This window comes from Streptomyces sp. NPDC054863 (assembly GCF_053610825.1).
In genome coordinates this window covers 1-18905 of record NZ_JBSGZD010000146.1, presented here as the reverse complement: position 1 = coordinate 18905, position 18905 = coordinate 1, and the positions used below count along the sequence as shown (strand labels likewise).

General features: G+C 71.3%; 17 protein-coding genes. 6 read left to right on the top strand and 11 right to left on the bottom strand.

Translation table 11 applies throughout. The features are described 5' to 3' along the window. Nucleotides 1-131 precede the first annotated feature (131 nt). The 4 genes from ACWGIG_RS23630 to ACWGIG_RS23615 form a co-directional block, all read right to left on the bottom strand. Nucleotides 132-689 (bottom strand): ATP-binding protein, encoded by a 558-nt coding sequence (locus ACWGIG_RS23630; protein WP_453323637.1) that lies wholly within the window; start codon nucleotides 687-689, stop codon nucleotides 132-134. 471 nt (nucleotides 690-1160) lie between these two features. Then, nucleotides 1161-2102, bottom strand: coding sequence for an acyl-CoA dehydrogenase family protein (locus tag ACWGIG_RS23625; RefSeq protein WP_453323636.1), 942 nt, complete (start codon nucleotides 2100-2102; stop codon nucleotides 1161-1163). Nucleotides 2103-2111: 9 nt separating this feature from the next. Then, nucleotides 2112-3254, bottom strand: a complete 1143-nt coding sequence (locus ACWGIG_RS23620) for an acyl-CoA dehydrogenase family protein (protein ID WP_453323635.1) — start codon at nucleotides 3252-3254, stop codon at nucleotides 2112-2114. Next, nucleotides 3254-4468, bottom strand: coding sequence for an amidohydrolase family protein (locus ACWGIG_RS23615; protein WP_453323634.1), 1215 nt, complete (start codon nucleotides 4466-4468; stop codon nucleotides 3254-3256). The genes ACWGIG_RS23620 and ACWGIG_RS23615 overlap by 1 nt, the downstream gene beginning before the upstream one ends. Before the next feature lie 157 nt (nucleotides 4469-4625). On the opposite strand from ACWGIG_RS23615, the gene ACWGIG_RS23610 reads away from it, so the two are divergent. Next, nucleotides 4626-6185, top strand: coding sequence for a class I adenylate-forming enzyme family protein (locus ACWGIG_RS23610; protein WP_453323633.1), 1560 nt, complete (start codon nucleotides 4626-4628; stop codon nucleotides 6183-6185). A gap of 42 nt (nucleotides 6186-6227) precedes the next feature. Here the strand turns inward: ACWGIG_RS23610 and ACWGIG_RS23605 are convergent, their stop codons facing one another. After that, a complete protein-coding gene (locus tag ACWGIG_RS23605; RefSeq protein WP_453323632.1) occupies nucleotides 6228-6758 on the bottom strand; it encodes an EF-hand domain-containing protein in 531 nt (176 codons plus the stop codon). 78 nt (nucleotides 6759-6836) lie between these two features. Further along, complete coding sequence (locus ACWGIG_RS23600; RefSeq protein ID WP_453323631.1) at nucleotides 6837-7211, bottom strand: STAS domain-containing protein; 375 nt, start codon at nucleotides 7209-7211, stop codon at nucleotides 6837-6839. A 253-nt stretch (nucleotides 7212-7464) separates the two neighbouring features. On the opposite strand from ACWGIG_RS23600, the gene ACWGIG_RS23595 reads away from it, so the two are divergent. Next, nucleotides 7465-8037: a sigma-70 family RNA polymerase sigma factor gene (locus ACWGIG_RS23595; protein ID WP_453323630.1), complete on the top strand. Its 573-nt coding sequence runs from the start codon at nucleotides 7465-7467 to the stop codon at nucleotides 8035-8037. Continuing rightward, nucleotides 8034-9221, top strand: coding sequence for a zf-HC2 domain-containing protein (locus tag ACWGIG_RS23590; protein ID WP_453323629.1), 1188 nt, complete (start codon nucleotides 8034-8036; stop codon nucleotides 9219-9221). The genes ACWGIG_RS23595 and ACWGIG_RS23590 overlap by 4 nt, the downstream gene beginning before the upstream one ends. A 33-nt stretch (nucleotides 9222-9254) precedes the next feature. On the opposite strand, the gene purU is transcribed toward ACWGIG_RS23590, so the two are convergent. The 4 genes from purU to ACWGIG_RS23570 form a co-directional block, all read right to left on the bottom strand. Next, entirely contained in the window at nucleotides 9255-10142 is an 888-nt protein-coding gene (purU, locus tag ACWGIG_RS23585; RefSeq protein WP_453323628.1) for a formyltetrahydrofolate deformylase, read from the bottom strand. A gap of 30 nt (nucleotides 10143-10172) precedes the next feature. Further along, a complete protein-coding gene (locus ACWGIG_RS23580) occupies nucleotides 10173-10619 on the bottom strand; it encodes an SCO4402 family protein (protein WP_453323639.1) in 447 nt (148 codons plus the stop codon). Between the two features lie 135 nt (nucleotides 10620-10754). Further along, nucleotides 10755-12425 (bottom strand): hypothetical protein, encoded by a 1671-nt coding sequence (locus ACWGIG_RS23575; protein ID WP_453323627.1) that lies wholly within the window; start codon nucleotides 12423-12425, stop codon nucleotides 10755-10757. Between the two features lie 236 nt (nucleotides 12426-12661). Beyond that, nucleotides 12662-14050 (bottom strand): transcriptional regulator, encoded by a 1389-nt coding sequence (locus ACWGIG_RS23570; protein WP_453323626.1) that lies wholly within the window; start codon nucleotides 14048-14050, stop codon nucleotides 12662-12664. Nucleotides 14051-14329: 279 nt separating this feature from the next. Between ACWGIG_RS23570 and ACWGIG_RS23565 the strand changes: the two genes are divergently transcribed. The 3 genes from ACWGIG_RS23565 to ACWGIG_RS23555 are packed head-to-tail and all read left to right on the top strand — an operon-like array spanning nucleotide 14330 to nucleotide 17590. Continuing rightward, complete coding sequence (locus ACWGIG_RS23565; protein WP_453323625.1) at nucleotides 14330-15040, top strand: bifunctional DNA primase/polymerase; 711 nt, start codon at nucleotides 14330-14332, stop codon at nucleotides 15038-15040. Between the two features lie 52 nt (nucleotides 15041-15092). Next, entirely contained in the window at nucleotides 15093-15926 is an 834-nt protein-coding gene (locus ACWGIG_RS23560; RefSeq protein ID WP_453323624.1) for an ABC transporter ATP-binding protein, read from the top strand. After that, complete coding sequence (locus tag ACWGIG_RS23555; RefSeq protein ID WP_453323623.1) at nucleotides 15923-17590, top strand: transporter; 1668 nt, start codon at nucleotides 15923-15925, stop codon at nucleotides 17588-17590. The genes ACWGIG_RS23560 and ACWGIG_RS23555 overlap by 4 nt, the downstream gene beginning before the upstream one ends. A 166-nt stretch (nucleotides 17591-17756) precedes the next feature. Here ACWGIG_RS23555 and ACWGIG_RS23550 read toward each other — a convergent pair whose 3' ends face one another. Beyond that, nucleotides 17757-18626, bottom strand: coding sequence for an alpha/beta fold hydrolase (locus ACWGIG_RS23550; RefSeq protein ID WP_453323638.1), 870 nt, complete (start codon nucleotides 18624-18626; stop codon nucleotides 17757-17759). Between the last annotated feature and the right edge of the window lie 279 nt (nucleotides 18627-18905).

Sequence of the window (18905 nt, the reverse complement as noted above, 5' to 3'; positions counted from 1 at the left end):
CCGCCACTCCGCCCCGACCCGCACTCGCCGAGGTGGGCCTGCACCCCTCGACGTCCCCTCGCAACGAATCGCTCGTTCCAAGGGTGGGAAGGCCTCCGGCGGCCGTCAACACCGCCCGGTCGCGATGGCCGTTATGCGAGATTTGTGACGGCGCACGACGGCTCGTACAGCCCGGATGGGGGACGGTCCGCGAGCGCCCCCCGGGGGGCCGTGGCCGCGCGGTCCACCTCGCACCAGATCCGCTTGCCCGCACCCTCGGCCTGCCAGCCCCACCGGTCGGCGAGCCCGTCCACCAGCTCCAGGCCGCGCCCGTTGGTGTCGTCGCCCTCCGCGTGCCGGGGCCTGGGCGGGCACGCACTGACGTCCGCGACCTCGACCCGGACCGTGCCGCCACCACAGCGGCCACCGCCCGCGGCCTTCCCCGGACCGGAGCCGGAAGCGGAACCCGAACCGGTCCCCGGATCTGCCCCTTCCCCGTCCCCGGGGAAGAGCATCCGCAGCACGGCGGGACAGCCCGTGTGCACGACGGCGTTGGTCACCAGCTCCGAAATGAGCAGGACCAGCGTCTCGGCAACCGGCTCGTCCGCCTCTATGCCGCACCCGACCAGCCGGGACCGCGCCCATCTGCGGGCCCGTCCCACCTCTGCGGGATCGGCCCCGACCTCCAACTGCACCTGAAGCACCTGCACCGCTCACACCATCCGAACCGGCGGACACAACGCCTCGCGTCTCCACAGGGTCACGGAACGTGATTCCCTTGTGGGACAGCATGGTTGACGCATCGTCACCGCAACAAGCGCTTCAGGCATATTCCAGCGCGAAGGAGTACGCGTCCTGCATACTGTGCGACGCACGTTGCGGAGAGTCGAACGTGGGCGCTTGTGGCGCCTCCGCCCGACGCGAGCGGGGGTTACCGACGGACGCGTCATCCGGTCCGGAGCCGCCATACAGACCGCACCAGGATCACCGCACTCCACCACCACTCGCATCTGTCGGAGAGTACCGGAGCAAAGGCCCGACTCCGGCCCGTGACGAGTCCTGCAAAGGACACAACCCGATATCGACACAGGGTGACGTCTTCTGCCTGAAGAATCGCTCATCCCGCCGAATCCCGGTCGGCTTCGTTTCCTTTCTGGCCGACCAGCGTCGATCACCGCTGCTCAGCGGGCGGTGGCCAGCAGGTCGGCGGCCAGTTCGTCCTCCGTCTGCGCCCTCGTCGGCCCCCGGCCGGCCCGTACCCATGCTCGTTTCAGGTGCAGATGTACGTCGGACTCCCAGGTGAAGCCCATGCCTCCACAGACCTGGAGACAGTCGCGCGCGTTGCGCACGGCGGCCTCGTCGGCGAGCAGCTTCGCCCCGGCGATCTCGGCCCGCACCCCGGTGACCGCTGCCGCGTACACGGCGGTACGTGCCATCTCGGCGCGCACCAGCATCTGCGCGCACAGGTGCTTGACCGCCTGGAATCCCCCGACCGGCTGCCCGAACTGCTCGCGCTCGCACGCGTATTGGACAGCCAGGTCGACCGTTCGGGCCGCACTGCCCGCCTGCTCGGCGGCCGTGAGGAGGACTGCCTCGGGGGAGACCGACGGAGAGGCCGGCGGGGAGATCTGCGGGGAGGCCGGCGAGGAGTGCGCGCGCGGGGCCGGACCCGGCATCCGGTGCAGCGGGGTGAGCGGGTCCACCGGGCGGACCGGTTCGGCCGCGTCCAGCGCCGCGGGCGACAGGTCCCGTACGACATCGGCATCCGCCAAGTGGGCTATCAGCCCGCCGCATTGGGCGGTGACGACCGTCTCGCCCTCGGCCGCGCCCTTCACCTCCCCGGCCGCCAGGTGCGTGTCCACGAGCGGTCCCGGCAGCAGGACCCGGCCCGCTTCCTCGAAGAGCAGGACGGCTTCCGGCAGGCCGAGGCCGACGCCGCCCTCCGGCTCGGGCAGGCGCAGCGCGAAGAAGCCCGCCTCGCCGAGGTCGCGCCACAGGGACCGGTCGAGCCCGCCGCCCCGCTCGACGGCGGCCCGCAGGGCTTCGCGGTCGAAGCGGCGCGCGAGCAGCTCCCGTACACCTTTCCGCAACGCCCGCTGGTCGTCGGTCAGTTGGAAGTCCACGGGCAGCACTCACCGGCCCTTCGGGAGGCCGAGGATGCGCTCGGCGACGATGTTCTGCTGGATCTGGGAGGTGCCGGCGGCGATCGTGTAGGAGAGGGAGGAGAGCCGGTCGAGGGTCCATTCGTGGTCCAGGTCGAGGCTGCCCTGCCCCAGCACCTCGGCGGCCGTGTCGTACAGCTCCTGGCGGGCGTGCGAGTAGCGCAGCTTGAAGACGGAGCCGCCGGTGCCCGGAACGCCGCCGGTGCGCCGGGCCTCGGAGACGTTCCACTGGGTGAGCCGCCACAGGACCGTGAACTCGGCGTGCAGGCGGCCCAGTTGGCGCCGGACGGCCGGGTCGTCCCACCGCCCGTTGGTGCGCGCCTCGCGGGCGACCGCGGCGAGCGTGCGGCGGCAGGCGACGACCTCGCCGACGAAGGCGGTGCCGCGTTCGAAGGAGAGCGTGACCATGGTGACGCGCCAGCCGTCGTTCTCCGCGCCGACCCGGTGGGAGACCGGGATCCGGACCTCGTCGAGGAACATCTCGGCGAACTCCGTCGACCCGGCGAGCGTGCGCAGCGGCCGTACGGTCACGCCCGGCGCGTCCATCGGCATGGCGAGCCAGGTGATCCCCTTGTGCTTGGGGGTTTCGGGCGTGACGGGCGTGGTGCGGACGAGGAGTTCGCACCAGTCGGCGACCTCGGCGTGCGAGGTCCAGATCTTGGAGCCGCTGACGACGTACACGTCCTTGTCGCGCACCGCTTTCGTACGGAGGGACGCCAGGTCCGAGCCCGCGTCGGGCTCGCTGAAGCCCTGGCACCAGACCTCGTCGCCGCGCAGGATCGGCGGCAGCCAGCGCTCCCGCTGCTCGGGCGAACCCTCGGCGGCGATCGTCGGACCCGCGTGCAGCAGCCCCACGAAGTTCGCGCCGACGTACGGGGCTCCGGCGCGCTCGGTCTCCTCCAGGAAGATGAGGTGCTGGGTGGGGGTGGCCTCGTGCGGGAGGTCCGCGTACCCGGCGTCGTACAGCATCCGCTGCCAGGTGGTGTCGTACGTGCGTCTGCCGGGCCAGTCGCAGGGGTCGGGCCTCGCCGGCAGCCCGGGCAGCACCCGGGCCAGCCATTGCCTCAACTCCGCCCGGAACTCCTCCTCCTGGGGTGTGTACGTGAGATCCATCAGCCGGCCCGCCGCTCCTTGTCCAGGTCCAGGCCGAGCATCCGGATCGCGTTGCCGCGCATCAGCTTGTAGACCGTCTCGTCGTCGAGGCCCTTGACGTGGTCGAGGGCGACCTCCTTGGTGTGCGGGAAGGTCGAGTCGACGTGCGGGTAGTCGGTCTCGAAGGTGGCGTTGTCACGGCCGACGACGTCGAGCGAGGCGACGCCGTGCTTGTCGCGGAAGAAGCAGCAGTAGATCTGCCGGTAGTAGTAGGTGGAGGGCGGCTCGGGAATGAGGTCCTTCACACCGCCCCAGGCGCGGTGCTCCTCCCACACGTCGTCCGCGCGCTCCAGGGCGTACGGGATCCAGCCCATCTGGCCCTCGCTGTAGGCGAGCGTGAGCTGCGGGAACTTCACCAGGACGCCGGAGAAGAGGAAGTCCATCATCGACGCCATCGCGTTGTTGAAGGAGAGCGCGGCCTGGACGGCGGGCGGGGCGTCCGGGGACGCGGCGGGCATCTGGGAGCTGCTGCCGATGTGCATGTTCACGACCGTCCGCGTCTCCTGGCAGACCGCGAAGAAGGGGTCCCAGTAACCGGAGTGGATGGAGGGGAGTCCGAGGTGGGTGGGGATCTCGGAGAAGGTCACCGCTTTCACCCCCCGCGCCGCATTGCGGCGGATTTCGGCCACTGCGAGGTCGATGTCCCAGAGCGGGATGATGCAGAGCGGAATCAGCCGGCCACCGCTGTCGCCGCACCACTCCTCGACCATCCAGTCGTTGTACGCACGCACGCAGGCGAGCGCGACCTCCTTGTCGTGCGCCTCCGCGAAGGTCTGCCCGCAGAAGCGCGGGAAGGTGGGGAAGCAGAGCGAGCCCTCGACGTGGTTGAGGTCCATGTCCTTGAGTCGCTCGGCCGGGTCCCAGCAGCCCTTGCGCATCTCGGCGCGCGTGATGCCTTCGAGGGTCATGTCGTCGCGGTCGAAGCCGACGGCGGCGATGTTCCGCTTGTACGGGAACTTCAGGTCCTCGTAGATCCACCAGTCGGTGGGCGGCCCTTCCGGATCCATGCTGATGACGTACTTCCCCGCCTTGTACTCCAGCTCGCCGATCCCGGCGGTGAGCGGCTGCGGTCCGCGGTCGCGGTACTTCGCGGGGAGCCAGGTGGAGAAGAGGTGCGGGGGCTCGATCACATGGTCGTCGACGCTGATGATGCGGGGCAGTTCGATCTGGCCCATCTGTCGTTCCCCTATCCGTCCCATCCACATCGGATGGACCCAGTGAATCTGATGACCCGTCAGAATTTAGGCTAACTGCGCACCTCTGGACCGACAAGGCGTAGCGCTCTACGCTCACGGCTAGTTCTGACTGTCCGTCAGTTACGGGGGAATCCAAGTGACCCACGCCAAGCAGCTCGCTCGTTCACTGGGCGAATCCCGCACCCTCTGGGAGCTGGTCGCCCGCCGCGCCGACCTCACCCCGGACCTTCCGGTCCTGCTCCAGGAGGGCCGCACCCTCACCTTCGGCGCGCTGCGGACCCGGTCCGAGCGGGTGGCGGCCGGGCTGTACGAGCTGGGCGTACGGGCCGGGAGCGTGGTGGCCTGGCAGCTGCCGACCCGGATCGAGACGGTGCTCCTCTCGCTGGCACTGGCCCGGCTCGGCGCCGTGCAGACACCGGTGATCCCCTTCTACCGGGACCGCGAGGTCGGCTTCGCGCTGCGGGAGTCGAGGGCGGACCACTTCGCGGTGCCCGGCGAGTGGCGCGGCTTCGACCACACCGCGATGGCCCACCGCCTCGCGCTGGAGCTGCCGCGCCCCGTGCTCGTACTGAACGCGTACGAGGACCTGCCGGACGGCGACCCGGCGCTGCTGCCACCGCCGCCGTCCGACGGCACGTCCGTGCGGTGGATCTACTGGACGTCGGGCACGACCTCCGACCCGCGCGGGGTGCTGCACACCGACCGCTCACTGATCGCGGGCGGCTCGTGCCTGGCGCACGCGCTGGAGCTTCGCGCCGACGACGTCGGGTCGGTGGCCTTCCCGTACGCGCACATCGGCGGGCCCGACTACCTGGTGATGCTGCTGCTGTACGGCTTCCCCGCCGTCCTCTTCGAGCACTTCGCGCTGCCCGCGGCTTTGGCCGAATATCGACGGTACGGAGTGACCGTGGCGGGCGGCTCGACGGCGTTCTACACGATGTTCCTCGCCGAGCAGCGCAAGGACCCGGACGTGCCGGTACTGCCGACGCTGCGGCTGCTCGCGGGCGGGGGCGCGCCGAAGCCGCCGGAGATCTACCACGCGGTCGTCCGCGAGCTGGGCTGCCAGCTCACGCACGGGTACGGGATGACCGAGGTGCCCATGATCACGATGGGGGCGCCGGACGACACCTCCGAGAACCTCGCGACGACCGAGGGGCGCCCGCCCGAAGGCATGTCGGTACGGATCACCGACCCGGAGGGCAAGCCGGTGCCGGCCGGGGTGGACGGCGAGATACGGCTGCGCGGGGAGGCGGTCTGCCAGGGGTACCTGGGGGCGGCTCCGGGGGCCGCAGCCGCCTTCGACCAGGACGGATACCTGGTCACCGGCGACCTGGGGCACCTCACCGGATCCGGTCACCTGGTGCTGACCGGGCGACTCAAGGACGTGATCATCCGCAAGGGCGAGAACATTTCGGCCAAGGAGATCGAGGACCTGCTGCACCGCCACCCTGCGGTCGCCGACGCGGCGGTGATCGGGCTGCCCGACGAGGTGCGCGGCGAGCGGGTGTGCGCGGTGCTCGAACTGCGCGCGGGCGCGGACTCGTTGACTCCGCAAGAGGTGGTTCCGTACCTGCGCGGGGAAGGCCTCGCCACCCACAAGCTGCCGGAACAGGTCGAGGTGGTGGACGCACTGCCGCGCAACGAGGCGCTGCGCAAGGTGCTCAAGTACCGGCTGAGGGAGCGGTTCGGCGCGTGAGCGCAACCGCTCCCCCGGGGTGGGTGCGAGTGCCGGTACGGGCTACTGCGGGTCCGGCCCGTCGAGCGTGTAGTACATGGCGAACGCCGACAGCGTCTCGGACTCGGTGATGATGCCGTCGCCGTCCGCGTCCAGGGCCGTCGCCACCTGCTCGGCGACCTGCTGCTCGGCGCCCAGGACGCGGAGCAGTCTGGTGGCCGCCCGCAGGGTGACCCCGTCCCCCTCCCCGTCCGACGCGGCCGCGATCTCGATGGCCGCGTGCAGGAAGGGGCGGGCGATCTCGGCGAACCGCTTCGGATTGTCCCGCAGGCGCTTGACCGCGCCCGTCACGAACTCGTCCCGGCTGACCCGCTGGTCGCCGTCCACGTCCGCGATGCCCGCCATGCCCTGCCAGAACGCCTCGGCGCCGCTGTACAGAGCCTGCCCCTTGTCACAACGTGCGGTGGTGTCGAATTCGGCAAGAATGGCCGCCGCCGCGGCACTGAAGTCCTCGCGGTCGATGTAACCGTTGCCGTCCTGGTCGAAGGAGGCGAAACGGGCCGCTGTCTTGCGCTCGTACTCTGCGCTGTCCATGCACGGGAGCGTACGTCCTGGAGGTGCGGACGATGCTGTTTATGCAGCGGAATCATCCCCCGGAGGGGCAGTTGGACATCAGGCCGACAGCGACTGTGCCGTGTCGTCCACCGCCGTGTCCACGTCCGGGAACACCTCGAAGAGGCGGCGGACGCCCAGGGCGGCCAGCACCCGGTTCACGTGCGAGCCGTCGACCGCGCCCCGGGCGGGGAGGATGAGCCGCAGGCTGCCCTGACAGGAACGCATCAGCCGACGGGCGGCGATGAGCACCCCGACTCCGCTGGAGTCGCAGAAGAGCACGTCGGAGAGGTCGAGCACGACCCGGTGGCGGCCGTCCGCGACGGCGTTGTGCACGTGCTGGCGCACGGCCGGTGAGGTCACCAGGTCCAGTTCGCCGGAGATGTGCAGCACGGCCCAGGTGCCGTGCTCTGCCTCTGTCACCTTCAGCGTCACGCGTCGGACCTTTCAACTAACCGGAAGTAGCCCTTCCTCCACGCGGCTTCCCTGGCCGCCACCCCATGAAACACCGCCTGCCTGTGCAAGGCGCACGCAGGAGGTACGTAATGACCGGATCACTACCATCCCGGACCGTGCCGGGGGCGCACTTGTCCGGAAGGGGCGTGCGCTGTCCGCTCCTCGCACTACATTCGAAAGAGCAGCGGAAACGGGCGGGGTTTCGGCTGGGATCCGGGCTGGGGGAACGAAGATGCCGAAGGACGCACCACCGCGCTGGGACCGCAGGATGCAGCAGCGGCTCGCGCGGGGCGAGGCGGCGGCGCTCGGCGAGCTGTACGACCGTTTCGCGTCCCTGGTGCACAGCCTGGCGCACCGGGTGCTCGACGACGAGGACGCGGCCGACCAGATCACCCGCGACGTCTTCGGGCACGTCTGGGAGAACCCGCACACGTACGACCCGAAGGACGGCTCCATGCGGGCCTGGATCGCCCGGCTCACCAACCGTCGTGCCGTGCACCGGCTGCGCCAGGCGGAGGCGGCGGCCCTCGCGGCGGGCGAGGGCACGGCGGAGGAGCTGGAGCTGAAGGTGGACCGGGCCGCGGCGGTGGCCCGCGCCGACTACATCGTCACGTCGATGCCGGCCCCGCTCCGCGAGGCCCTGGAGCTCGCCTACTTCGAGCGGCACGACTACCGCCAGACCGCCAGCAGGCTCGGCGTCACCGAGGACGAGGCCCGCCGCAGGCTGCGGCTCGGCCTGCAACTGCTGTCGACGGCCAACACCGCCCGGAGCACGGACACCCAGGGGTACGGGGGCACGCTGTGAACGGCGAACCCGGCGACGCGAGGGGCACCGACAGCGCGGTGGGTCCCGGTGGCCCGCCGGGTTCCGTCTCCGCCGAGATCGGCGAGGACGCCTCCCACCGCACCCTCAAGTCCCTGCTCGGCGCCTGGGCCCTGGCGGCCTGCTCCGCCGAGGAGACCACCGCCGTCGAGGACCACCTCACCGAGTGCGCGCCCTGCGCCGACGAGGCGCTGCGGCTGCGCGACGCCGTGGGGCTGCTCCAGTCGGAGCGCGGACTCGACCTCGACCCGATGCTCCGCTCCCGGGTCCTGGACACCTGCCTGGGCCGCCGCCCGGCCCGCATCCCCGTACCCGCCTGGGCCCGGCCGTACGACACGGAGACGGCCAGGCTGGACGCCCTGCTGGCCGACATCGGGCCCGGCGAGTGGCACGCGCCCGTACAGCTGCGCTGGTTCGAGAACGACAAGCCGGTGCGCCGCAAGGCGACCGTCGCTGCGGTCATCGGGCACCTGATGACCGTCGACGGCCTCGTCGCCGCCGCCCTCGGCCTGGACGACCCGGTCGCGCTCGACGGCACCGGCGACCCCACCACCCGCACCGAGGCGTACTGGCTGGGCTCCCACCAGCCGCCCACCCGGGCCGTCCGCACCCCGTGGCGCGAGCAGAGCCACACCCTCATCCGTACGGTGTCCTTCGCGGGCGGCGGGGCCGGCGAGCTCGACGTCCCCTACGGGACGTTCGACCTCCCCCTCAAAGACGCGCTCCTGGAGCGGGCCTTCGAGTGCTGGGTGCACGCCGACGACATCGCGCAGGCGGTGGACTATCCGTACGAACCGCCGTCGGGCGCCCATCTGCACCAGCTGGTCGATCTGGCCGCCCGCCTGCTCCCCGGCACTCTCGCCGCCCGCCGCCGCGCCGGGCTCGCCCCGCCCGCGCAGGGACTCGTCGCGGCGGGCTCGCCCGGACGCACGCTGCATCTTGAGGTGGAGGGGCCCGGCGGCGGCGACTGGTGGATCGCCCTGGACTCACCCGCCGCCGTCGCGTCGCCCGACCGCAAGGTGGCGCACATCGCGATGGACGGCGTGGAGTTCTGCCAGTTGGCCGCCGGGCACGTATCGCCTCAAGAGGCGGCGGCGGGCAGGCTCGGCGACAAGGGGGCGGTACGGGACGTGCTGTTCGCGGCGGCGTCACTGTCACGGCTGTGACGCCGCCCCGGCGCGGGCAGCCTCTTTGAGGCGCTAGGCGAAGACGACCGTGCGGTGCCCGTTCAGCAGCACCCGGTGCTCGCTGTGCCACTTCACCGCGCGCGCCAGCGCCTGGCACTCCACGTCACGGCCGACGGCGACCAACTGCTCGGGGGTGACCTCGTGGCCGACCCGCTCGACCTCCTGCTCGATGATCGGGCCCTCGTCGAGGTCGGCCGTCACGTAGTGGGCGGTCGCGCCGATCAGCTTCACACCGCGCGCGTGCGCCTGGTGGTAGGGCTTGGCGCCCTTGAAGCTCGGCAGGAAGGAGTGGTGGATGTTGATGATCCGGCCGCTGAGCTGCTTGCACAGGTGGTCCGAGAGCACCTGCATGTAGCGGGCGAGGACGACCAGCTCGACGTTCTCAGCCTCGACCAGGTCGAGCACCTGCTGCTCGGCGGCGGCCTTGGTGTCCTTCGTCACCGGAATGTGGTGGAAGGGGATGTCGTACGAGCCGACCAGCTCGCGGAAGTCCGGGTGGTTGGAGACGACGGCGGCGATCTCCACCGGCAGGGCGCCGATCCGCGAGCGGAACAGCAGGTCGTTCAGGCAGTGCCCGAACCTGCTGACCATCAGCACGATCCTCATCCGGTCCTCGGCCCGGTGGATCTGCCAGTCCATCCGGAACGAGTCCCCGATGGCCGCGAAGCTGGCCCGCAGCTTGTCCACGGACACCGGCGCCTCCGCGGAGAAGGCGACCCGCATGAAGAACAGGCCCGTGTCGTGGTCCCCGAACTGCCTGCTGTCCTCGATGTTGCAACCGGTCATGAAGAGATAGCTGGACACGGCGTGCACGATGCCCTGCTTGTCCGGGCAGGACAGGGTCAGGACGTAGCTGTCGGTCGAGGATTCGGGGTGCGCGGCAGGCTGGGGGACGCTCATGACCTCAGAGGATGGCACATCCCATCGGGGTCATGCGGACCTGGTCAGGATGCGGATGACCTCAAGAGAGCGGGGCGGTACGTCCGGATCGTCCCCGTCGCTGTCCGCCATGCGTACGTGCGCCTCGCGGGCCGCGCGTACGGCCTCGGGCCAGCCGTGATGGGCCATGTACGCGGTCGCGTCGGCGTCCGCGCCGACCTCGTGCATGATCCGCAGGACCCGGAGCACGGCGACGTCCACGAGGGCCGCCTCGCCCGAGTCCCGGAATATGGTGCCGACGTACTTCTCGGCGGACCAGTTGTCGAGCCAGGTGTCCTCGACCAGTCGGTACACGGCATCGGTGATGTCCCCGTACCCGTCGAGGCCGGCCAGCCAGCACTCCTGGTGGAAGGCGGGGTCGGCGAGCATGTGCAGCGCGGATCGCACCTGAGTGCGCCAGCGCCACCACGGCATGTCATTCAGCGGCATGCCGCCCATGGTGGTGGAGCGACGGCCGCGACGGGAAGGGTTCGCTGAAGCTTGCACGGTTGCCGATCGTACGGGCATCCGATTTCGGTACGGACAAGCCCCTACGATCCGCCCACCTGTCACCCATTGCAACCACGCGACTACTTACAGATCGGTCGCCTGGTGCTTGGTGAGTCCGTACTTGCCGGCGATCGAGTTCCAGGGACCCACGGCCCGCTTCTTGGCCTGGGACGCCTTTCCGCTCTCGCGGTCGCCCAGGCGCCGCTCGGCGGTCGCCTTCGCCCTGCCCTTGGTGCAGAGCTTGCCCTTGTCGCCCGCGACCTTGTCCGCCCAGGCCGCGTAGTGGTCGTCCGCGGCGGCCGACGCGTTCCATGCGGCGTTGAGGTTCTGGGTGAGCGTGGCGTGGTCGGGCAGCTTGTCGACCTTGAGGGCCGCCAGGCGGGTCACCAGGGCGCGCCGCTGGGTGGCGGCGCCGCGCAGGTCGGTGGCGGCCTTGTCGAGCTTGTCGCAGCTACCGATGGACGCCACGGCGTTGATGACGGCCGAGCGGCTGTTGTTGCTGTCGGCGAGGAGCTTGTCGAGCGCCTCGGCCTGTGCCTTCGCCGGGTCGGCCCCCTTGTCGACGGGCTTCTGGCCGGGGACGTCGGCGGCGGCGTTCGTCGTGTCCGGGGTCGCCTTGCCCTTGTCGTCGCCGCCGAAATTCATCAGCGCGCCGATGCCCAGGCCGATCACGGAACAGCCGACCACGACGGCCGCGATGAGCGGCACCGGCGAGATCTTGCGCCGCCCGGAACCGGCCGGGCCCTCCGGCCCCTGCCCCGGCTGCTGCGGGAACCGTCCGGGCTGCTGGAACTGCTGGTAGCGCGCCTCCTCCTGCTCGGCCTCCTGCTGCCGGGGCGGCAGGAAGCGCGGCATCTGCTGCGTGGAGGCCGGCGCGGCGGGGTCTTCGGCCGCCTGCGGCACGGGCGTACGGAAGAGGCTGTCGAACTCGGCGGGCGGCTGCCGCTCACCGGGCGCGCCCGGCTGCAGGGGGGCTTCGGGGCGGGGCGCGTACGCGGCGCCGGAGGGCACCGGCGGGAGGTACTGGGTGGCATCCGCGTCCGACCCCGCGGGCGGCTGAAGCGCCTGCTGCCCGAGGAACTGCGTGCCCTCGACCGGCCCGGGAGCACCGGGCTGCTGCGCGGCGGGGTACTGAGCGGCGGGCGGGTGCGGTGCGGGCGAGTGCGCGGCCGGCTGCTGAACACCCGGCTGCTGCATGGCCGGGTGCGGTGCGGCCGGGTGGTGGTTCGCGGCGAGGTGCTGCGCGGCGGGATTCTCGGGCGGGAGCGCACCGGGGCCCTGCACGACGGGCGGTATGAGCTGGGTGGCGTCGGCCTCACCGGCGGGGGCCTGGGGAGCACCCCAGGCGGGCTGCGGGGACTGCGGCATCTGCTGCTGTTGCGGCGCCTGCGACGGCATCTGCTGCGGCGCCTGCTGTTGCGGCGTCTGCTGCTGCTGCGGCGGCGGGGCGAGATGGAAGCTGCCGGTCTGCGACATGGGCGCCTGCTGCTGCGGGGCCGGATGCTGCTGAAGCGGCGCCTGCTGATGCTGCATCTGCTGTTGCTGCTGCGCCGGATCCATCTGCTGCTGTACGGGCGGCTGTTGCGGTGCCGGTCCCCACGGCTGGTCCCAGCTCTGGCCCTGTGGCGGCGCCACCTGGCCGGGCACCTGGCCGGGCATCGGTCCGGGCCCCCGACCGTGCACCGGCGCTGCGGGCCACTGCTGCTGCGCGGGCTGCGCCGGGGGCAGCACTACGCCCTCGTGTGCGGGGCGCACAGCGGGATGCTGCGGCTCATCACCCTGTTCGCTCTGCGTCAACGGAGGGCTCCTGCCATCGGGATCTGGGTGGCCTCGCCACAAGAGCGAGGGACGGAATCACCGGCTCACGCTATCGGGTGAGACCGTCCCGCTGCCACGCGCCCGCGATCCGCGCAGGCCCGCCGTACACCCGCCACCGACCGCTGTAACGCACAGACGGAAGTTGACGCTGTATATGCCGTCGCATTGACGCCCTACGCCGCCTGGATCTCCACCCGCGCCCCGAACTCCCGTACCGAAGGCTCGTCCCGGTAGGGGTCGAGCCGCTGCTGGAAGTCCTCCAGGTACTCGGCCCCCCGGTTCGACCGCAGCGTGCTCAGCAGTTCCACCGCGCGCGTGCCCGTGTGGCAGGCCTGTTCCACCTCCCGCTGCTGCACCTGCGCCGTGGCGAGGAGTACGAGGCCGATGGCCCGCCGCCGCACCCTGCTGTCCGGATGTCCTGACAAACTCTCCCGCGCCCTGCGCGCCGCCGCGTCCGCCTGCCCCAGGTCCCTGTGACAGTGCGCCAACTCGTCGGCCAGGTACGCCTGGTCGAAGTGCGCGATCCACGCCGGGTCGTCCCCCGATTCGCCCGCCTCGTGCGCCCGCTCCATCGCCGACTGCGCCTTCCCCGCCACGGCCCCGCAGGTCCGCTCGTCGCCCATCAACGCGTGCCCGCGCGCCTCGGCCGCGTAGAACATGGCCTCCGCCCGCGGCGTCACCCGCCCCCGCGCACCCTCCTGCGCCGCGCGCGCCAACTGCGAGATCTCGCGCGGGTTCCCGAGCTGCGCCGCCAGGTGACTCATGGAGGCGGCCAGCACGTACCCCCCGTACCCGCGGTCCCCCGCGGCCTGTGCGAGCCGCAGCGCCTGGATGTAGTACCGCTGTGCAAGGCCCGGCTGTCCGGTGTCGACGGCCATGTATCCGGCCAGCTCGGTCAGCCTGGCGACCGCCGCGAAGAGTTCGCGCCCCACCGCCTCCCGGTACGAGCCCGAAAGCAGCCCGGACACCACGCTGTTGAGGTAGTGCACGACGATCGGGCGTACGTGCCCGCTGCCGAAGCGGTGGTCGAGCGCGGTGAGGGCCTCGGTGGTCGCCCGTACCGCCTCCACGTCACTGATCCCCACCCGCGATCCGGCCGTCCGCGCCACCTGGTGGTCCGCGCCCGTGATCAGCCAGTCCCGGCTCGGCTCCACCAGCGCGGACGCGGCCACCGAGGAACCCGACAGGAAGTCCCTGCGCCCCACGTCGCTGCGCCACAGCTCGCAGACCTGCTCGATCGCGCCCAGGACGGTGGGCGAGAACTGGAGCCCGATCCCGGACGCCAGGTTCTTGCCGTTCGCCATCCCGATCTCGTCGATCGTGACGGTGCGTCCCAGTTTGCGGCCGATGGCCTCCGCGATGATTCCCGGGGCCCGGCCCCTCGGCTGCTGCCCGCGCAGCCACCGCGCGACGGACGTCTTGTCGTAACGGAGATCGAGTCCGTGCTCGGCGCCGCACATGTTGACCCGGCGGGCGAGACCGGCGTTGGAACAGCCGGCTTCCTGGATGAGCGCCTGGAGTCGTTCGTTGGGCTGGCGGGCGACGAGAGGCCTGGCTGCCATGTGTACCCCCTGGTGCGGGCGCTGATGAAGTCCTCGTGAATTCACTTGAATTCGCGCGGAGATCACTGCCCGGCGGATATGCAAAGAATGCGAGTCTTGCGCGCCATACGAGTAGATGCCGGAAGACAGAGGTATTTCCGGTACCTCCGCGCTTCCCCCTGTGTGGCTTCCCGCTCTCCGTGCCGCAGCCACATGCGCGCCCCCGCCCGTGCACCCATGCGCCCCGTATGCAGGATCGATGCGCCATCTCCCGGACGGCCGCGCCCGTAACCGGAGGTGATGCTTGCAGTTGAGCTCTCCGTGGAAGAGACCATTGGAGTCACGGACGTCGCGACCGCCGCTCAGATCCCCCAGCAGCGCGGTGATCAACTGCTCGACAGCGCCGTGCGGTACGCGGAAGAACGGCACTGGGACGTGGTCCCCGGGACCTGGCTGGAGGCCCACGAAGGGGTGGAGCGCTGCTCGTGCGGCGACGTGGAGTGCGCCGCCCCCGGCGCGCACCCGGCGAAGGACGACTGGGCGACGCAGGCCACCGGCAGCGCGGTCGCGGCGCGCAGGATGTGGACGAAGAACCCGAAGGCCTCGATCCTGCTGCCCACCGGACGCACCTTCGACGCCATCGACGTGTGCGAGACGGCGGGCTTCCTGGCACTGGCCCGCATGGAGCGCATGGAGCTCCCCCTCGGCCCCGTCACCAGCACCCCCGACCGCCGTCTCCTCTTCTTCGTACTGCCGGGCGCGGGTGCGAAGATCCCCGATCTGGTACGGAAGTTGGGCTGGGTGCCGAGCGCGCTCGACCTGGTCGCACGCGGTGAGGGCGACTACGTGGCGGCCCCGCCGACCCGCATGGGCGGCATGGGCGCCGTGCAGTGGGCCCGCCGCCCCACCCCCGCGAACCGGTGGCTGCCGGACGCGGAGGAACTGATCAGTCCCCTCGCCTACGCGTGCGGGCGGGAAGCGGCTGCCGCGCGGGGGCGCGTTCGAACATAGGCGGGTCATAAAGTGGGCCCCGTATCACGGGGACCACGAAAGGCAGTGCGACATGCCTGACCAGGCATTCGACCACGAGGCATTCGAACAGGCGGGCGGAGCGCATACGGCGCCGCCCGCCGCGGTACGTGTCCAGGGCTTGTGGAAACGGTTCGGCGAGCAGATCGCCGTCGCCGGGATCGATCTCGAACTCCCGGCCGGAAAGTTCATCGGCCTCGTCGGGCCGAACGGTGCGGGCAAGACCACCACCCTCTCCATGGTGACGGGGCTGCTCCGCCCCGACCAGGGCACGGTGGAGATCGGCGGCCACGACGTGTGGCGCGACCCGGTGCAGGTCAAGTCCCGGATCGGCGTGCTGCCGGAGGGACTTCGGCTCTTCGAGAGGCTCTCGGGACGCGAACTGCTCGCGTACACCGGCCGGTTGCGGGGGCTGCCCGGCGAAGAGGTCGACAAGCGGGCGACCCAGCTGCTGGACGTGCTCGACCTGGCGGGCTCGCAGCACAAGCTCGTCGTCGACTACTCGACCGGCATGCGCAAGAAGATCGGCCTCGCCGCAGCGCTCCTCCACAACCCCGAAATCCTCTTCCTGGACGAGCCGTTCGAGGGCGTCGACCCGGTGTCGGCGCAGACCATCCGCGGCGTCCTGGAGCGGTACACGGCCTCGGGCGCGACGGTCGTCTTCTCCAGCCACGTCATGGAGCTGGTGGAGTCGCTGTGCGACTGGGTCGCCGTGATGGCCGCCGGACGCATCCGCGCCCAGGGAACCCTGGCAGAGGTACGGGGCTCCGCGCCGACCCTGCAGAACGCGTTCCTGGAACTGGTCGGGGCGAACGGGCGGGACGCCGGGCAGAGCCTGGACTGGCTGGGCGGCGGGGCGGCGCGATGAGTACCGACGGTGTGGTCTCGGGCGGTGCGGTTTCCGGCGGGGTGGTTTCCGGCGGGGCGCCTGCCACCGGTGCGGTTTCCGGCGGTCTGACTCCGATCTTCGTACGGCTGAAGCTGGCGCTGCTGAAGAACGGTCTGCGGCAGTCGTCCGGGCGGCGGGCCGCGTTCGTCATCACCGCGGTGCTGGTGCTGCTCTTCTCGGCGCTCCAGCTGCTGGCGCTGATCGCGATGCGCGGGCAGTCGTTCGCTCCGACGCTGACGCTGCTGATGGCACTGGTCGTCGCGCTCGGCTGGACGTTCATGCCGCTGTTCTTCCCCAGCGGCGACGAGACGCTGGACCCGTCGCGGCTGGTGATGCTGCCGCTCAGGCCGAGGCCGCTGATCCGGGCGCTGCTCGTGGCGTCGCTGGTGGGGATCGGGCCGCTGTTCACGGTGTGTCTCGCGGTGGGCTCGGTGATCGCCGTGGCGCACGGGTTCGCGGGGGCGGTGGCGGCCGCATTGGCCGCCGTGCTGACCGTGCTCACGTGCGTGGCGCTGGCCCGTACCGTCGCGACGGCGAACGTACGGCTGCTGACCAGCCGACGCGGGCGTGACCTGGCGGTGCTGAGCGGTCTGATCGTGGCCGTCGGCATCCAGTTCGTGAACTTCGGCTGGCAGCGGCTCGCCAACTCGGGCGGCCTGTCGGTGCTCGACCCGGTGGCGGACGTCGTGCAGTGGATTCCGCCGGCTTCGGCGGTCGGCGCGGTGCACTCGGTGAGCGAGGGGGCGTACGGGCGCGGAGCGGCACAACTGCTCATCGCGGCCGTCGCGTTGGCGGCCCTGCTGTGGGCCTGGGAGCGCGGTCTGGTCAAGCTGATGACGGCGCCCGACGGGTCGACGATCCAGGCGGCTTCGGGTCCGGCCCGCAAGGAGTCCTCCGCGGGCTGGCTCTCGCGGCTGCTGCCGGACGGCCGGACGGCGGCGACCGCGCAGCGGGTGCTGCGGTACATCTGGCGCGACCCGAAGACGAAGGGCGCGTGGATCACCTCGCTCGCGATCGGGCTGATCGTGCCGGTCTTCAACGCGCTGCAGGGCACCGGCTCGGTGTACCTGGCGTGCATGGCCACGGGCATGCTCGGCATGCAGACCTTCAACCAGTTCGGCACGGACACCTCCGCCTTCTGGATGGTCGCCACGACCATCTCGACGACGCGCGACGCGTACGAGGAACTGCGGGCGCGGCTGCTGGCGCTGCTGGCGATCACCGTGCCGTACACGGTGCTGGTGACGGCCGTGACGGCGGCGATCGTCGACGACTGGGCGGTGTTCCCCGAGGTGCTCGGGCTGGCCTTCGCCCTGCTCGGCGCGCTGCTGGCGGCGGGGATGGTGGCTTCGGCGCGCTACCCGTACTCGGTGCCGCAGGACGGTGCGTACAAGAACGTGGTCCCCGGGCAGGGGTCCCTCGCCTGGATGTCGCTGCTGGCCGGGCTCGTGGTGTCGACGGTGGCGTGCGCGCCGCTGATCGGGCTGACGGTGTGGCTGCATGTCGCGGGGCACGCGACATGGCTGCTGCTGCCGGTGGGAGCGGCCTACGGGCTGCTGGTGACGTGGCTCGGCCTGAAGGCCGCCGCACCGAGGACGGCGGCGCGGCTGCCGGAAATCCTGGCGGCGGTGAGCAAGGGGTAGGGCGCCGGGGGGCGGGGCGCGGCGATGCGTGCGGGGCTGCGGCGATACGTGCGGGTGCGTCGTGGATGATCGCGCCCACGCGGCGGAGCCGCAAATCGATGCTGCCCCGCGCCCCTGGAACCGCTGCCTCCTCGGGCAGCGGGGGCGCCCCCGCACGCAAGCCCCCTCACCTCGTCGAAGCCACCGTCTCCTCCAGGAACGGTTCGATCGCCGCCCTCCACCCCTCCGGCTGGTCGTAGTGCACCAGGTGGCCCGCGTCCACCACCTCCGCGTACTGCCCGTGCGGCAGCACCCGCACCATCTCCTGCGCCTCCGCACGCCCCAGCTCCCCGTCCAGTCCGCGGACGACCAGCGTCGGGCACCGGACCTGGGACAGCTCGTCCCAGTGCGCGTCGTACACCCAGGTCTCGCGGGACTGGAGCATCTGGCGCCGGGAGAAGGCGGGACGCCAGCCGTCCGCCCGCTCGGCCATCACCTCGGCGAAGAACTCGCCGCGTGCCGGGCTCGGGCGCTCCACCCAGGGGTCGTCCTCGCCGAACCACTTCCGCACGTCCGCGAGCGTCGCGAACGGCACCGGCCACGACTTGAACCAGTCGTCCCACTCCCGCTGGGAGGCCGCTCCGAGGGCCGAGGCGCGCATGTCGCAGACGACCAGGGCGCGGACCAGGTCCGGCCGCTTGGCGGCGAGCTGCCAGGCCGTCAGGGCGCCCATCGAGTGCCCGATCAGGGTCACCGGGGCCAGGCCGAGCTGCTCGACCGCCGCCTCCGCGTCGGCGACGTACGCATCGCGGGTGTAGGGGCCGTCCGAGGGTTTCTCGCTGCGTCCGTGGCCCCGCTGGTCGAGAGCGACGGCCCGCTGACGCTCGGAGAGCCAGCGGGCGGTGGCCGCCCAGTGCGAGGAGCGGCCCATCAGTCCGTGCAGCAATAAGACGCCAGGTACCTGCTCGGGCTCGCCGCCCTCCTTGGGCGGGTCGGCGAACTCCCAGGCGGCGAGGCGTACGCCGTCGGCTCCGGTCACGTCGATGCGCCGCACCATATGGCCTGGCACCCCCTTCTGCTTCTGGTTCCGGGTGGTCGTCCCTGCCTTGTTTCCTTGTTCCGTGTTCTGCCACACCCAAGCTATCGAACTTGCATTCGAAAGAGTGGATGCGGCACCCAACACCCCTCTTTCGAGTGACAGCGCTCAAGGATTGGCTCGCGCTGCCGAGGGGAGATCTTCTGCGGGAGGCGGGCCGCTCGGGGAAGACGGTCCGCGGGGGTTGACCTTGAGAGCTCGGGGCTCCAGGTCAGCACAGGGGAGGACAGGCCCCGGCGC

Coding starts and splice junctions, on each gene's coding strand:
- ACWGIG_RS23620 (WP_453323635.1), bottom strand. CDS start 3,254: ATGGATCTCACGTACACACCCCAGGAGGAGGAGTTCCGGGCGGAGTTG.
- ACWGIG_RS23615 (WP_453323634.1), bottom strand. CDS start 4,468: ATGGGCCAGATCGAACTGCCCCGCATCATCAGCGTCGACGACCATGTG.
- ACWGIG_RS23605 (WP_453323632.1), bottom strand. CDS start 6,758: ATGGACAGCGCAGAGTACGAGCGCAAGACAGCGGCCCGTTTCGCCTCC.
- ACWGIG_RS23595 (WP_453323630.1), top strand. CDS start 7,465: ATGCCGAAGGACGCACCACCGCGCTGGGACCGCAGGATGCAGCAGCGG.
- purU (WP_453323628.1), bottom strand. CDS start 10,142: ATGAGCGTCCCCCAGCCTGCCGCGCACCCCGAATCCTCGACCGACAGC.
- ACWGIG_RS23580 (WP_453323639.1), bottom strand. CDS start 10,619: ATGGGCGGCATGCCGCTGAATGACATGCCGTGGTGGCGCTGGCGCACT.
- ACWGIG_RS23570 (WP_453323626.1), bottom strand. CDS start 14,050: ATGGCAGCCAGGCCTCTCGTCGCCCGCCAGCCCAACGAACGACTCCAG.
- ACWGIG_RS23565 (WP_453323625.1), top strand. CDS start 14,330: ATGCTTGCAGTTGAGCTCTCCGTGGAAGAGACCATTGGAGTCACGGAC.
- ACWGIG_RS23560 (WP_453323624.1), top strand. CDS start 15,093: ATGCCTGACCAGGCATTCGACCACGAGGCATTCGAACAGGCGGGCGGA.
- ACWGIG_RS23555 (WP_453323623.1), top strand. CDS start 15,923: ATGAGTACCGACGGTGTGGTCTCGGGCGGTGCGGTTTCCGGCGGGGTG.
- ACWGIG_RS23550 (WP_453323638.1), bottom strand. CDS start 18,626: ATGGTGCGGCGCATCGACGTGACCGGAGCCGACGGCGTACGCCTCGCC.